The sequence below is a fragment of the Chryseobacterium aahli genome (assembly GCF_022699665.1).
GTDB classification, from domain to species: Bacteria; Bacteroidota; Bacteroidia; order Flavobacteriales; family Weeksellaceae; genus Chryseobacterium; species Chryseobacterium aahli.
The window spans coordinates 393,027-408,521 of record NZ_JALDNB010000003.1 but is presented as its reverse complement, the minus strand read 5'-3'; the positions used below and the strand labels follow the sequence as shown (position 1 = coordinate 408,521).

General features: G+C 32.8%; 13 protein-coding genes. 1 reads left to right on the top strand and 12 read right to left on the bottom strand.

Going from position 1 to position 15,495, the window contains the following annotated elements; genetic code table 11:
- Positions 1-24: 24 nt before the first annotated feature.
- Positions 25-3,249, top strand: a complete 3,225-nt coding sequence (locus MQX03_RS07960) for a hypothetical protein (RefSeq protein WP_242802441.1) — start codon at positions 25-27, stop codon at positions 3,247-3,249.
- A 103-nt stretch (positions 3,250-3,352) separates the two neighbouring features.
- On the opposite strand, the gene MQX03_RS07955 is transcribed toward MQX03_RS07960, so the two are convergent.
- From MQX03_RS07955 to MQX03_RS07900, 12 genes are all read right to left on the bottom strand, one after another.
- Positions 3,353-3,616 (bottom strand): hypothetical protein, encoded by a 264-nt coding sequence (locus tag MQX03_RS07955; RefSeq protein WP_242802440.1) that lies wholly within the window; start codon positions 3,614-3,616, stop codon positions 3,353-3,355.
- Between the two features lie 123 nt (positions 3,617-3,739).
- On the bottom strand, positions 3,740-5,050 hold the full coding sequence (locus tag MQX03_RS07950; RefSeq protein ID WP_242802439.1) for a PQQ-dependent sugar dehydrogenase: 1,311 nt from the start codon (positions 5,048-5,050) through the stop codon (positions 3,740-3,742).
- 266 nt (positions 5,051-5,316) lie between these two features.
- Positions 5,317-7,980, bottom strand: a complete 2,664-nt coding sequence (locus MQX03_RS07945) for a glycoside hydrolase family 3 N-terminal domain-containing protein (protein WP_242802438.1) — start codon at positions 7,978-7,980, stop codon at positions 5,317-5,319.
- A 243-nt stretch (positions 7,981-8,223) separates the two neighbouring features.
- Positions 8,224-9,663: an alpha-L-fucosidase gene (locus MQX03_RS07940; RefSeq protein WP_242802437.1), complete on the bottom strand. Its 1,440-nt coding sequence runs from the start codon at positions 9,661-9,663 to the stop codon at positions 8,224-8,226.
- Between the two features lie 225 nt (positions 9,664-9,888).
- Positions 9,889-10,593, bottom strand: a complete 705-nt coding sequence (locus tag MQX03_RS07935; RefSeq protein WP_242802436.1) for a YqjF family protein — start codon at positions 10,591-10,593, stop codon at positions 9,889-9,891.
- A complete protein-coding gene (locus MQX03_RS07930; protein ID WP_242802435.1) occupies positions 10,590-11,039 on the bottom strand; it encodes an SRPBCC family protein in 450 nt (149 codons plus the stop codon). The genes MQX03_RS07935 and MQX03_RS07930 overlap by 4 nt, the downstream gene beginning before the upstream one ends.
- A 1-nt stretch (position 11,040) precedes the next feature.
- On the bottom strand, positions 11,041-11,823 hold the full coding sequence (locus MQX03_RS07925; RefSeq protein WP_242802434.1) for a fatty acid desaturase: 783 nt from the start codon (positions 11,821-11,823) through the stop codon (positions 11,041-11,043).
- A gap of 134 nt (positions 11,824-11,957) precedes the next feature.
- On the bottom strand, positions 11,958-12,353 hold the full coding sequence (locus MQX03_RS07920) for a hypothetical protein (RefSeq protein ID WP_242802433.1): 396 nt from the start codon (positions 12,351-12,353) through the stop codon (positions 11,958-11,960).
- 6 nt (positions 12,354-12,359) lie between these two features.
- The gene (locus tag MQX03_RS07915) at positions 12,360-12,704 is read right to left on the bottom strand and encodes a hypothetical protein (protein ID WP_242802432.1); all 345 of its coding nucleotides are present in this window, start codon (positions 12,702-12,704) and stop codon (positions 12,360-12,362) included.
- A 57-nt stretch (positions 12,705-12,761) separates the two neighbouring features.
- Positions 12,762-13,139, bottom strand: coding sequence for a hypothetical protein (locus MQX03_RS07910; RefSeq protein ID WP_242802431.1), 378 nt, complete (start codon positions 13,137-13,139; stop codon positions 12,762-12,764).
- 97 nt (positions 13,140-13,236) lie between these two features.
- Positions 13,237-13,740 carry a GbsR/MarR family transcriptional regulator gene (locus MQX03_RS07905; RefSeq protein WP_242802430.1) on the bottom strand — a complete coding sequence of 168 codons (504 nt, stop codon included), beginning with the start codon at positions 13,738-13,740 and terminating at the stop codon, positions 13,237-13,239.
- A 117-nt stretch (positions 13,741-13,857) separates the two neighbouring features.
- Complete coding sequence (locus MQX03_RS07900; protein WP_242802429.1) at positions 13,858-15,453, bottom strand: vWA domain-containing protein; 1,596 nt, start codon at positions 15,451-15,453, stop codon at positions 13,858-13,860.
- Positions 15,454-15,495: the final 42 nt, after the last annotated feature.

The window sequence follows — 15,495 nt, the reverse complement described above, 5'->3', positions numbered from 1 at the left end:
ATTTATAAGGTAAAAACTAAAACCATGAAAACGAAATTCTACTATTTCGCCATAATTCTTATGGCAAATTTTTCTTTTTGCCTTGGGCAGACTTATACTTTAAAAGTCGAAGATAAAGAAAAACATACTGAAAACTTCCCGAGATACAATTTGTTTTATTTGAGTAAACTGATTGCGGACAATTCTATGTCTGTGGAAGAAAGAGATAAAACTTACTATGCATTAAAAAGCACTATTAATGATGAATCTTTAATTACTAACAGTCAATTAAAGTTTTCAGAATTAAGCGAATTTATTCAAAAATTAAAAAATGACAAAGCTATACAAGTAAAAATTTGGATTAGCAGCAATCCAAATTTTAAAGTTGATCATAAGGATATTATTTTAGAAACAAGTAAGAAAACCAAACTCACTTTAGAAGTGATGTACAACCTAATTAAAAAAAAGAATACAAATTTAGATTCTTTAGATAAAGAGATAAGAGATTTTGAAAAATCCACTAATAAACTACAAGCAACTCACTCGTATCAAGATCTTGAAAATTATAAAAGCACACATAAGTTTGATGAACAAAAATTAAAACAAATTATAAGTGATTATTATACAAATGTAGATAAAGTAGATAAAGCAGATAATATATATATAATTAAAAGTTTAGAAGACCTAAAAAATACACTTCTTCAAAATGAGCAAGATGAAGAGAGAAAACAGATAGTAAAAAATCTTAAATATTTATTTTCTAGTATAGAATTTAATCAACTCCCAGATGATATTAAGAAAAAAATTCTAAGCTCCTATTACATGGATAAAAATGGAAGCTTTTATTTTAAAAACTTAGAAACACTAAAAAAAGAAATTAGAGAAACAATCATTTCTAAACTAATATCAACTTATTCAAATGATTTTGATTTATTGACTAACGATCTTGAAATTTTTGCAAATGAGTTTGTTCAAATCTCATTAGATAAAAATTCCTCAACACTATCTACAAAACTAAAAGAAGACATAAAAAAAGTATCAAGTGTCTCTAACTTTTCAGTTTCAAAAGAACAACAGATTATCATCAACTCCCAAATTCAAACAGCCCAAGCACAAACAGGTTCTTCAGGAATCAAAATACCGAGCCAATCTCAAATGATTGAAGCAATGGCAATTTTCTTGGCAAAAAGAGCAAAACAGGAAGCTGCCATTTGGTTTATGGATCAGATTCGTTTAAAAATGAATAACCCCATGATTTTAGATGTTTTCCCAGAGACTATAAAGGTTATGGAAGGAGCTGAAAATTATAAAGTCCCAACATTTAATGCGACTTGGAAATATGCTATTGCTAAAGATTTCGTAGAAATGCCAAGAAATCTAGTTCAAAGCCCCTGGGTGGAAAAGGTAATCATTAAAGACTCCATAAATCATGCAAGACTAAGACAGTCTGTGGAGTTTGGATATGATTTGAACAGACTAATGACCGAACAATATAATTATAGAGACATCATTAAATATTTTTACATTAATCCACGATTAGAAGTAGAGAAAAATGGAAAGGATAAAGTAAATCAGGAGATTAATAGACTTATTGATAACAGCAGCACTCTTCTCTACATCGTTACCAACGAATTTTTTTCAATTGATAATATCGACGGAAAAGATGTTTACAGACTTTTGTCTTATGAAGAAATTGCAGGCCTCAATCATCAGGAATACAAGATTCTACTCGAATTGCTTACCCTTAAATATGGTACTAAAGTCAAATTAGATTCTCTTACCTGTGATAAATATATTAATGGAAAACCAATTGTAGATACCGAAAAAAAAGAAAAAATAAACAAATGGATTGGAAATATACTAATCTCACTTTCCCAATTCGACAAAATTAGGAATGAATACAAAACAAAAAAAGAAGAAATAAAAGACGATTTGGCTTCTAAAAACTTTTATAATGTGTGGAATGTGCTTAACCAAATGACGACAAATCTACAAAATAAAGATTTGTTTAATTCGTCAGAAATTGAAAGCAAAATAAAATATATCAAAACCGGAATGTCAATATATGAACATTTTCAAAGCAATGATTATGTAGGGGCTGCAAACCAGACTTTTGAGTTGATAACAACTCTTAAACCAACTCTTATAAATTCAGAAAATTCCCTTGAATATTTTTTTGATTGTGGAAAAAATATAAAAATATCAATTACATACTATAAAAAACTAGAAAAACCCTCACTAAAAATAAATCAACCTTCATTTTTAATTAAAAAAATTAATTTTCTTAACAAAGATAACACCCCAAATTATCACACAGATTTTGTTCGTTTTTATTTTTTGGATAGTAAAAATATATGCTTCATAATTAATGACATGACAGAACATAAAAATATTTCATTAGAAGATTTTAACAACTATTTAAGTATTGCACAATACAATATTAAAAACAAAAATGAAAAGATTGAACTTTTGCAAAATTTATTAAAAAATTATAAAATTGAGAACTTAGTGAGTCTATCAAAATCTTTGGGAATAGACCACACGCAGCTCATTCAGTTAATCAGCTATATACAAACCGCCAATACAGCTATGAGCGCTTTTGGCAATGAACAAAACATTGATAAAATATTTGAAAAGTTAGATACTAATTTTATTAAACAGCAAAGCTTAAATTTAATGGAAAAATATGATAACAAATACACCAAACAGCTCACCAACCTCCTCTCCTTTTTCGGCGATGTAATAACCGTAAAAGACGAACACCAGTTAGCTGGTATTATCGATTCTTATGCCTTACCACCAACTTCCTACAAATTGAAAAGAAAACAACCTAGTTCAATAGATTTAAACGCTTATGTAGGTGCATTTGGCGGTGGGCTGATGTCTTTGAAAAGTACAACAATTGGTTCTCAACCCGTCTACGGTATAACGGCACCGATTGGCATTGCTTTTACTTGGTCAAGAAATGGCTGGTATGATAATTATGGCTTTACAGTCGATGTTGTAGATTTGGGAAATGTGGTTAATCATTATTTGGTACAACCAGGTAAAGACTATGCAAAAGACGTTCATTTTTCTGAAGTTTTCAGTTTGGGTACTACGTTTTTGATGGGGATAAAAAATTCACCTTTTGTAATATCGGGAGGATTTAGATTTCAGCCATATAACACTGGAAAAGATGCAAATAACAAAGTATTTGATGCCGGAATTTTTCATTTAGGTGTTAAAATAGATATCCCTTTAATTCATTTATCTGGCAAAGATTTTTAAAATAATCCACTGTAAAATAAGAAGCTATCTCTGTTGAAATAGCTTCTTTTCTTTGCATTTTTGTTTTCAATTTCAATGGGGTGAAATAGTCTTTATGAAATCTTTATCTTGCCGCTCTAAGTAGCTTCTTCTCATTCTGATATCTCAGATTCAAAGCTCTTAACTGTTCGTTTTTCATTTTCTTAGTCGCAACCGGATGATTCATAATCATTTTCTTTTCGGTTCTGTATCTTTTATCCAGCTCACTTGCTTTGCTATTTGCTAATTGTGTTTTAGACGGATGTGGTGGTGCAGGCGGACGTTTCTGTCCGTAAGCATTGAACGATAATCCTAATAACAAAACTGTTGATATCAATAATTTTTTCATGACGTTTAACTTTAATAATTAAAATTTTAAAATTTCAATTGGTTATTAAACGAATCTTGCATATTTCATACCACAAAATTTGATGTAATTTTTTTGCATTTAAATTGATATTGATTGTATACTTTACTTTTTAGTATGCGCCACTCTCCACACAATTCCGCTTACATCATCAGCAACCAAGAGCGAACCGTCCGCAATTTGCAAAACACCTACAGGCCTTCCGTAAACATCTCCTTTTTCTTCATTTGCAATAAATCCGCTTAAAAATGGCTGATATGATCCTGAAGCTTTTCCATTCTTGAATGGCACAAAAGCTACTTGATAACCAACCAGTGAAGAGCGATTCCACGAACCGTGCTGTCCGATGAATGCTCCGTTTTTATATTTTTCAGGAAACTGATTTCCTGTGTAAAATGTTAAACCTAAAGACGCTGTATGAGATCCCAGAGGAACATCCGGAACAATTGTTTTTGCCACCAAATCAGGCTTTTCTCCTTTTCTTCTAGGGTCTTCATTTTTCCCGAAATAGGCATACGGCCAGCCGTAAAATTGACCTTGTTTTACACTTGTCAGATAATCCGGAACAAGCTCGTCACCCAATTCATCTCTTTCATTCACAACCGTCCAGAGCTCTCCGGTAGAAGGGTTCCAGCTCATGCCGACAGGATTTCGAAGTCCGGCTCCGTAGATTTTTTCGCCGCTTCCGTCAGGATTTACTTCAAGGATATTGGCTCTTCTCACCTCATATTCCATCCCGTTTTCGCCAACGTTACTTCCGGAACCAATCGAAATATAAATTTTCGACTGATCTTTATTGGCAATTATATTTCTCGTCCAGTGATTATTGTAACCTCCAGCTGGAAGACTCACAATCTTTTTTCCGGGTTTTGTAATTTTAGTTTCGCCTTCTTTGTACGGATATACCCAAAGTCCATCGGTGTTGGCAACGTAAAATTTATCTTTAATAATCAACATTCCGTAAGGCTGATTTAGATTATCCAAAAAAACAGATGATGATTCTGCCACTCCGTCTTTGTTGGCGTCACGATATAAAATAATTCGGTTGGCTGATTTTCCGTCAACTTCAGCATCGCTTTTTCCGCTGATGTCATTTTTTATTTTTTCCGTTTTTGTACGTTCAGAATTGGAAAGTACTACAAAGATATCGCCGTTTGAAGCCTGAATCATGTTTCTAGGGCTTTTAATATTTTCAGCAAAACGGTTAACTACAAATCCTTCTGGAGCTTTGGGAGCCTTTCCTGCAGGCCATCCGATGACGTTGCTGAATTTGCTTTTGGCACCTTTTTCGTCAGGTGCGGGAAGCTTTAAAGTATCTGTTTTTGTAACCACTTCGGTTTCTGAAGTATTCTGATTTTTATTTTCTTTACAACTGAAAAACAGCACTGCGACTGCCGGTAGAAGATATTTTTTCATAAAATAAATGATGTGAGGTGTTAGAAACATTTTGCCTCAAAAATTGCAAAAACCGTTCCCTAAAAAGAAAACGGTTGCACATTTTTGAAAATGAATCTGTGAATATCCTCTATTATTTATATTTTTTAATTTAAAGCAAGGTCAAACAAAGAATTTTAAATAATGGTCGCTTTTACGTTATACAAAGGCGTGAACTTAATAAAGAAATACCAAATTTTATAATCATTACTTTTTCCGGACAATCATGTAAAATTTTGTCTAAATCTTTATTCCACCTCAATATTCTGTTTCAACGGAAGATTTTTAGACGAATTTCCTACCATAATTCTGTAGGTACCTTTTTCAACAATCCAGTTCATCTTCTCATCTAAAAACTGAAGTTCTTTCACCGGAATTTCAATTGAAATTTCTTTGGATTCACCAGATTTTAAATACACTTTTTGAAATCCTTTTAGTTCCAAAACAGGTCTTGAAACGGAAGCCAGTAAATCTTTGATATAGAGCTGAACCACCTCGCTTCCGGCTTTTGAACCTATGTTTTTAACTTTTACCTTTGCAATGACTATCTCATTCTCTTTAAATTTTGATTTATTTAAATGTAAATCAGAAATTTCGAAAGTCGTATAACTCAATCCAAAACCAAAAGGATACAACGGTTCTCCGCTCAAATCGTGGTAATCATTTCCTCTCCCTGTCGGATGATGGTTGTACGTCAAGGGCAACTGCCCTTCCTCAACCGGAAACGTAATCGGCAATTTCCCCGATGGATTTTCTGCTCCGAAAAGCACTTTTGCCACCGCATTTCCGCCTTCTTCTCCGGGATACCAAACATCTAAAATAGCTCCAACTTTATCTTTCCAATCCGTAGTTTTTATCGCAGAACCACCAACTAAAACAACTGTTGTCGGTTTATTTAATTTTGAAACTTCGTGAATAAATTGTTCCTGATTTCCGGGCAGATTCAATGAAGAACGATCCTGAAATTCACCTTCATGAATTCCCGCTGTGACGATGATATAATCTGCATTTTTAGCTAATTTCAATGCATCATTAAAGTCTTTTTGATAATCATTTAAACCATAATTCCAGATCAGTTCAATGTTTGCTTCTCCTCTATTTTCATGAAATTCAATAACAATATCAGATTTTTGGCCTTTCACAAAATCTACATCAACAATTTTGGTTGAATAACTCAACTTTTCCCAATTGTCGATCATTAATTTTCCATTTAAATATAATTTGAAACCGTCGTTTCCACGTAATCCAAGCTGATATTTTCCGGAATTTGGTGCTTCGAGTTTTCCTGTCCAGCGAACGCTGTAATTGTCGGGTTGCAGTTTTTCAGGATTTGGAGAATATAAAGTCCATTTGAAATTTAGCTGTTCACCCTGCTTTTCAAATTCAGGATTTCCTTTTAAATCAGAATTTGAAAAGTAATTTCCTTTCAACCCTTTTTGATTTTCTGAAGATAAAAATTCGGTTGGAACGGTCGTGAAGTTCTTCAAATTCCAATCAATTCCTTTTGAATAATTGATTTCAATTTTTTTATTTTTAGTAAAATTTTTAATTCCATCCAAAATACTCACTTTCTTATTTCCCGGTCCTGAATAACCACCCAATCTCGCATCAACAGCATCGGATCCAACCACTAAAATCTTTTTAACATTTTCCGAAATCGGAAGCGTCTGATTATTATTTTGAAGCAAAACAAAAGATTCAATGGCTGTTTTTTCGGCTAATGGTTTGTGATTTAATTTCTTTAATTCCGAAATAGCTGCATCAGAAACGTAAGGATTTTCAAACAAACCCAGTTCAAATTTTGCTCTTAAAACTCTCGAAACCGCATCATCAATTCTTTCCTGAGAAATTCTTCCATCCAGAAAAGGTGGAATAAACAATTTATAATGTTGATATTCTGTCTGAAAAATTACATCAAGCCCTGCATTGATCGCCTGCGCAGAAGCATCATCGTAATCTTTTGCCGTAAAATGGAGAACATTTGCACCACCCACCGCACTGGCATCACTGATGACAAAACCTTTGAAATTCCAATCTTTTTTTAATTTTTCGGTCAACAACCAATGATTTGCCGTTGAAGGTCTTCCATCCAACAAATTATAAGAAGTCATCACCGATCTACTTTTGCCTTGTGTAAAGGCTTTTTGAAAAGGAAGCAAATGCGTTTCCTCCAAATATCTTTTGCTCCAATGAATTGGATATGAATCTCTTCCACCCTCTCCTACATTTGCTAAAAAATGTTTTGGGGTGGTAATAATTCCCTGATTTTCAAATGAACTGACAAAATTTACACCCATCACCGAAGTCAGAAACGGATCTTCCCCATACGTTTCCTCCGTTCTTCCCCATCGAACGTCGCTCGCCAGATTCACCACCGGAGTCAAGATTTGACGAATTCCCCTCAATTTTGATTCTTTTGCAATCGCTGTTGAAACTTCCTTCATCAACACAGAATTGAAAGTTGCTGACAAGCCAATCGCCTGCGGAAAAGCCGTTGCTCCTTCCCGCATCAATCCGTGTAAAGCCTCATCAAAAGGGATAATTGGAATCCCCAATCGTGATTCTTCCACAAAATATTTTTGAATCGCATTAATTTTTTTCGCTAACCTCTCCGCATCTTCGTTCGCATTATATTTCAATATTTGTCCGGCAGCTCCGCCGCCTTGATTTCCTGCACTTACCTGCAATCCGAAAATCCCATGAGAATATTGACCTTTCGGAACGTTATCTAAATCTCCGGGAATCATGAAACACTGCCAGAGTTTTTCTTCAGGTGTCATTCTATTCAGCAAATCCTGAACTCTGGCTTCTACAGGTTGCTTTGGATCTTTGTATAAAGGTTTTTGTGCCGAAATGAATACCGAACTCAATAATGAAATTCCTATAATTTTAAATCGAAGTTTAAAATGCATTGCTAAATTTTATTTAATTATTGTTCTTTTGTCTTGAAACAAAAGAACCAAAAGTTCAAGACTTGGAACTCTAAAATCTGTTCTCTAAAAATTCTAAAACTCGCGCGAATGAAATATTGGTTCTTCAATTCAACATTTGTGTCGCGCTCAAACAGTAGAATTTTCTTCACGTTCACAGACTTTATTTTCTTAACGCTTCGATTTCCTATGTCATTTTAATATAGAAGTAGTTTATAATTTCAACTATTGTGTAATCTGAATTACGGTTGAATATTTTAATTGAGTTCTTTCTTTTGGTAAGACGAGTTCAATTGAATTGCCTGTTTTTTTCCATTGAATTTTATTTTTTAAACCTAAAACTTTTAAAGATTTTGGTTTAAAATTTTCAGGAATTATAAAATTCAGAGTTGATGGAACTTGATAATTTAACTTTTCATTCAAATGAAAAATATTAATCGTTTTTCCGTCTTTGCTTTGTGTGTAATAAAAATTCCCATCATAATAAGGTGCGACAGCTCTCGTTGCAAAAACAGCGGACTGATTTTTATCCATCCAAGTTGAGATTTCCTTTAATCTTTGATAAACAATTGCATCATAATCTCCGTTGGGTCCGGGAGCAATATTCATCAGGTAATTTCCACCTCTCGAAATGATTTTAACTAACGTTTCAATGATTTTCTGAGATGATTTGTAATTGTCATTTGGAACGTATGAAAACGAATCTCCCATCGTTATGCAGCTTTCCCAAGGAATCGAAAGCGCCTTTTCAGGAACAGCTTGTTCGGGCGTTACATAATTTTCCCATTTTCCGGGAACGGTACGGTCTACAACGATAATTCCGGGTTGGTTTTTGCGAGCCATCGTTCCGATTTTATCCATATCAATGTCTTGTTCAACCTTGATTGTTCTTTGCCATTCCACTTTTGGATCAATGGTATTAAATGGACGAACCCAACCTCCGTCTAGCCAAAGAATATCAATTTTACCATAGTTTGAAGTAATCTCGTTGAGTTGATTAAATGTGAAATTTTTGAAATTTTCCCATCTTTCGGGATATTTTTTTGGATCATAATTTACATTTCTATCTTTTGGCGGAAAATATGACCACCAATAATCATCAGAATGCCAATCGGGTTTTGAGAAATAAGCTCCGATTTTGAAGCCTTCTTTTTGGAATGTACTGAAAATTTCTTTCGTCACATCCGCTTTCGGATTTTTGGAAAAAGGCGTTTTTGAAGAAGTAATCTTATAATCAGACTGTTGCGTATCAAACATAGTAAAACCGTCGTGATGCTTTGTTGTGAACACCACATATTTCATTCCTGCTTTTTTTGCTGCATCTGCCCATTTTTGCGGGTTAAATTGAGTCGGATTGAAAGTCGTCTGAAGATTTTCGTAGTTTTTAGCGTATTCATTATAAGATTTTCCATGTTCGGCTTTACGTTGAGTCCATGATTCATCTTCCGGACATAAGCTCCAACTTTCGACAATCCCCCATTGGCTGTAAGTTCCCCAATGCATAAACAATCCGAATTTTAAATCTTGCCAGTATTCAAGATTTTGAATAACCAATGGATCAGTCGGTTTTTGATAGCCTTCCGAAACATTGTGAGCCTGTGAAAATAGGGATAATGAGATGAGTAGTGATGAAAGAAAAAAGGTTTTAGTTTTTTTACTTAACATAAAGTTTAGTTTTTGCTAATTTAAACTTTAACAACAAAAGGCACAAAAGTTTTTTAGTTTACTGGGAATTTTTGAGTTTATCTATTGGTGATAATGTAATTTTAATACATAAGTCACAGGGGTTTTAAGTTTACAGTTTTGAAAATATTTTAGAGTATGTGAGTTTTGAAAATCTAAGATTTTCATTCTGGAAAATTAACTTCAATATTTTTTACTTAGCTCTTTTTAAACTAAATACTTTTTAGTCCTCACCTCAATTTCAGAGCCTTCTGCAAGCATGACTGAAATTGGTTTCTGATCGTTTAAAAATTCAAAATCTTTTCCGTAAATTTCACTAAAATCAATTTCCAGATGATGACTTTTAACGACATACCAATACCATTGCGGATGACAGACTTCATATTCAGAGGTTTTGTTTCCTTTTTTGGTGAAGCCCCAATAATGTTCAGTGATAAATTCAAATTCTGATTCATTTTCCATCGGCAAAGCTAAATTTTCGGCAGTAATTTCCATAAAATACCAATTTTTATCTTTCCATGAATATTTAACTGATATCTCCTTATCATCCTGCTTTAGGTTATTTTTCATCGGCATTGTTTTGTAATTTTCTTTGTAGATGGAATTGGCTACAAAACTCAAAGCCGCCTTTGGAACGATTTCTTTGATAAAAACGACTCCTCTTTTCCAATTGTTTCCTTCTTTTTTCTTTACATAAAATCTCAAATTTACTTCTTCAAAATTTCGGTGAAAAGGAATCGGAAGTCCTAATAATTTTATATTTAAAAACATAAATCCAACTAAGCTTACATAACATTTACCTTGATAAAAATCGAGTTCTGTGCCTTTTGGAAGATATTTAATTAAGATTTGAGGATCAATTTCGTAATTGATAATAGCTAATTTTCGCCATTCGGCTTTAAGGAAATTCATCTTTGTGCAGTGTTTTTAATTATTTTATTTCTTTCTAACAAGAAGTTTTTCATATAATTTTTAAGAAAAAATATGTTGAAAAGTTTTCCGATAATTCCGAAAGGAGATTCAAATTCTAAAATATCGGTCATTATTGTGTTTTTACCTTCTTGTTTAAAAATATGCTGATGTTTAAACGATTTAAATCTTCCTTTCAACATAACATCCGTGAATTTATTTGGCTTTTCCATCTCAGTAATTTTTGAAGTATGAGTTTGGTAAAATCCCAAATGTTTCGCTCTCCAAGTTACGGTTTCTCCCAATTCAATTAATCCTGATGTTTTTCCTGCAATTGCTTTTTCGCCAGTTTTAAAAGTTGATTTTTGGTGTAAATCGATATCTCTTGACAAATCGAAAACTGTGTTAATATCAGCTTTGATGATCGTTGTTAAATAAATCTTTGACATCTTAAAATGTTTGTTTTTTATTAAAGTCCGGCAGAACTTTATCAATTCTTTCTGCAAGTTCGGGTAATTTAATGGTTGGAACTGCGGGAAATAGGTGATGTTCCATGTGATAAAACATGCTGAATGTCAATTTATTCTTCCAAAATCCGCGTTGGGTTCTTGCGATTTCAGGATGATCGTGGGTATCATGATGCACCGTCCAAACCGCAAAAAATGCCATTAAAAGTTCTCCAAAAAACATAATTGAAATGTGATAAATCAAAAAATTAATTTTAAAATAAAAAGCAATAAAGACAAATACTGAAATAGAAATCATTTCAAAAATCATGTTCTTTTTATAGTTTTTATTGGCTTTTTTAAATGTGATCCAATGAATTAAAAACATGTGTTTTGGACCGTATAAAATTGCTTCGTACCATTTCATTGAAGCAGATTTCCCTTCGTAATCTTCATCGGAAAGGCAAAATTTGTGGTGTCTGATGTGATTAAATTTCACCGCATGAATGGAGGCTATCATTGAAACACTATTGAGATACATTGATAACCAAGTGAGAAATTTCCCTGTTCCCAACGAGTTGTGAAAACCGTTGTGAACCTGTCTGAGCGCCGTCAAAAAATAGAATCCTGAAAACGGAAGTGCAGCCCAACAATATCCTTTATAAGCCAAAAACAAGGAAATAAAAAGCCATGGCAAACTGATATTATTTTCAATCAACATTTCTTTGACGGAAAGTTTTTTAAGGTCTTTCCATTCTACTTTTTTTGTTAATTCAAGGTGATTCATTTTTTTTAGTTCTATAATTTTTCTCTTAGTACTATAATTTAAAATGTAATTCTTTTCGTTTTTCCACCGAAATAGAAAATAAGAAATAGATGGATGATTAAGTCTTTCATCATATTTAATTTTAAAAATTACAATTATGCAGTTTCTTCAGTCTGGATTTTATCTTTATTCATCGCATGTTTTCGACCTTTCAGGAAAAGCAGTAAGTTCAAAAGCATCATTACTCCCAAGTAAATTGAAAATCCTCCGATTTTTTTGCTTAAAGCAACGACAAGTCTTTCAACAGTTTCTATTTGAAAAAATTCAATAATACAAAGGGCAAACCCGATGTTTAAAAGATAGAAACCAATTTTAAAAAGTGAGTTGGTCGCCATTGCAATATCTTCTTTCTGATGAAAAATATCAATCATAAATGTTTTTGAATTTTTAAACAGAAATTGTGAAACCAGCACAGTGAGCGTGATGACGATTGGTAAGTAGATCATGTACGCTGAAAAGTTGTACGTTTGGGTAAGAATTGTTGCTGTCATGATAGTTTATTTTATTGTTAATTTTTTTCTTAAAGCATAAAGTGTGAACATATTGATAAAATGTAATGCACAGAGAATTAAAACAATGGTTCCAATGCGACTGGAAACAGTATAAAGAAGTTCTTCAATGGTTGAAATTTTGCCCCAAAAACTTAAACTAATTGAGATATAACCCAGATTGACGAGGTAATAGCTTCCAAGAAGAATTCTGTTGACTGTGAGGCAAAAATCCTTGTCTTTTATCAAATATTCCAGATATAATTTCCCTGAATTGAAGCATCTTCTGCCCACATCGACCGTGATGTACGAAGTGATAGCCAGGAAAATGATATATGAAATAATATTAAACATTTTATAATTATTATATTTTCAATAATTTTTGAAAGATTATTTGAAATAAAAAGGATTTTAGTTCCTAATCTTTATTTCGTCTGATAATTTTCTTATCATAAAATATCCGTAGATTAAGTAATACAAATTGAAAAGTACCCCACCCATTCCTAAAAAATTAAATATAATTTCAACATTCGGGTCAAACTTAGATAGCAAATAAATTAAAAAGAAGAATACAATCACTCCGAAGAAATAGTATCTGTGGAACTTGCTTGCAATCACTGATATTCTGATGAGAAAACCAAATAAATTACCACATCCGACAAAAAACAATGCAATAAAGAATGCCATGAGTTGGTCATTTTTAAAGTATTCATATATAACACAAAAAATACTTCCGGCACTTAATAAGATTTGGAAAACCAATTCTGTAATTAAAATTTTCAGTTTCATGATTGAAGTTTTTTATTTAGTTAATTACTTTTATTTACTATACTTTCAGTAATTTTTGAAAGTTAATTTGAAATAAAAAAGGATTTTGAAGTCCTTTCTATTTTAATAAGTTGGTGATCTTTCCGACCAGCCAATGATCATCACTTTTAATTGCGAGATCCATAATATTATTGATTTTGCTGGTGACGTTGCTGAAATCATCCATCAATTTGATAAATTCTTTTGCTTCAACAGAATCGTTGTCTTCAATATTTTTCAACTCTTCCAAAAAAGAAACAACGGGTTCGATTTCTCGCTTTCTACGTTCTTTTGTGATTTGCTTAAATAAAAACCAGACATCTTTTTCAGCAGTAAAATATTCTTTTCTGTCGCCTTTAATGAACTCTTTTTTCACAATTCCCCAATCCATCAACGCACGGAGATTCATGTTGGCATTTCCTCTTGAAATTTCTAAAAGCTCCATTACCTCATCAGTGGAAAGCGGTTTTCCATTCGCCAGAAGTAAAGCATGAACCTGCGCCATCGTACGGTTGATTCCCCAACTCGTTGCGAATGTTCCCCAGGTCTGAATGTATTTTTCTTTTGCTTCTGAAAGTTTCATTTTTACTTTGTTTTAAATTCCTATTACAAATATAATAATAGTTTTTGAATTTTCAATAATATTTGAAAGTTTATTTTAAAATAAAACAGACACTTTTGTAAAATGTCTGTTGCACTATTATTTTTGAATATTTTTATAGCTCTGCACCAACCTCATAAACTCAGAACGATAGCCATCATCATCTCTGCTTTTACCTTGTTTTGCCAAACTTTCGATCGCATTTATATTTTTGTTTTTGATCAGTTTAGAATCTCTTAAAACCAATCCGAACCACGCTACAGATGTGGCAAATTTAAAATCAGGACTTGCTGCTGAAATTCCTGAACCTGAATTTTTTACAATCTGACTGATTTCTGTACTTTTATCACCATCAGGTTTTTTATATCTGAATTTTATGGTTGCTAATTCATCTCCCGAAGCCGTTTTATTAGATTCTGCCGTTTTGCTGTATTTCAATTTTTGTTCTTTGGGTAAAAATTCAGAATCTACATTGGCAGGAATAATTTCATACAAAGCTGTTACCGTATGACCACTTCCCAATTCTCCGGCATCAATCTGATCGTTTTCGAAATCTTCATTTCTCAGTTTTCGGTTTTCGTAACCAATCAGGCGGTAAGATTTGACGTATTTAGGATTAAACTCAATCTGAATTTTTACGTCTTTTGCTATGGTATAAATATTTCCGGCAAATTCTTTTCCTAGAAATTTATTAGCTTCCTGCAGATTATCGATATAGGCATAGTTCCCGTTTCCTTTATCTGCTAAAGTTTCCATTTTATTATCTTTGTAATTACCCATTCCGTAACCCAAACATGTAAGGAAAATACCTGTTTTTCTTTTTTCCTCAATTAAAGTTTCAAGATTTGCAACAGAAGATGTTCCAACATTGAAATCTCCGTCCGTAGCCAAAACCACTCTGTTGTTACCTCCTTTTATGAAGTTTTCCTTTGCCAATTTGTACGCCAACTCAATACCTTCACCACCTGCCGTACTTCCACCTTCTTCAAGTTTTTCAAACGCTTCAAGAATTCTGGCTTTCTCATTAGCAGAAGTTGAAGACAAAATCACTCCTGCACTTCCTGCATAGGCTACAATTCCGACTTTATCCTGAGGTCTTAATTGATCTAAAAGAACTTTTAAAGATTCTTTCAATAGAGGTAATTTGTTGTCTTCCGACATTGATCCGGAAGTATCAATTAAGAAAACAATATTGGATGGAGGCAAATTATTCATTGGAACATTTTTACCCTGAAGTCCTATTTTCAATAGCTTATGTTGAGGATTCCAAGGCGAATCACTGTATTCAGTATTGATTGAAAAAGGCTGGTTGTTTTGAGGCTGCGGGTAATCATATTTAAAATAATTCACCATCTCCTCGATTCTTACTGCATTTTTATCAACAGTTTGACCTTCATTAATCATTCTTCTGATATTGGAATAGGATGCGTTATCCACGTCAATAGAAAAAGTAGAAACAGGTTGGCTTTTAGTAAGCTCAAAAGGATTTTCAACAAGAGATGCGTACTCTTCATCGTCAGTATCTATTTCAGTATTTGTTACCTGATTATCTTGACCAGTTTCATCAATTTTCATTTCTTTAGCCACCATCGGAGCTTCAGATATCATATCGATTGAAGAAACAACTTCTTCTTTTTTCTTTTGACAACTAACAATAATTGTTAATGATAAGATTGTTATAATAATTTTATTCATACGATATGATTTTTATTGGTTTTAAATATAGAATTTTAATCT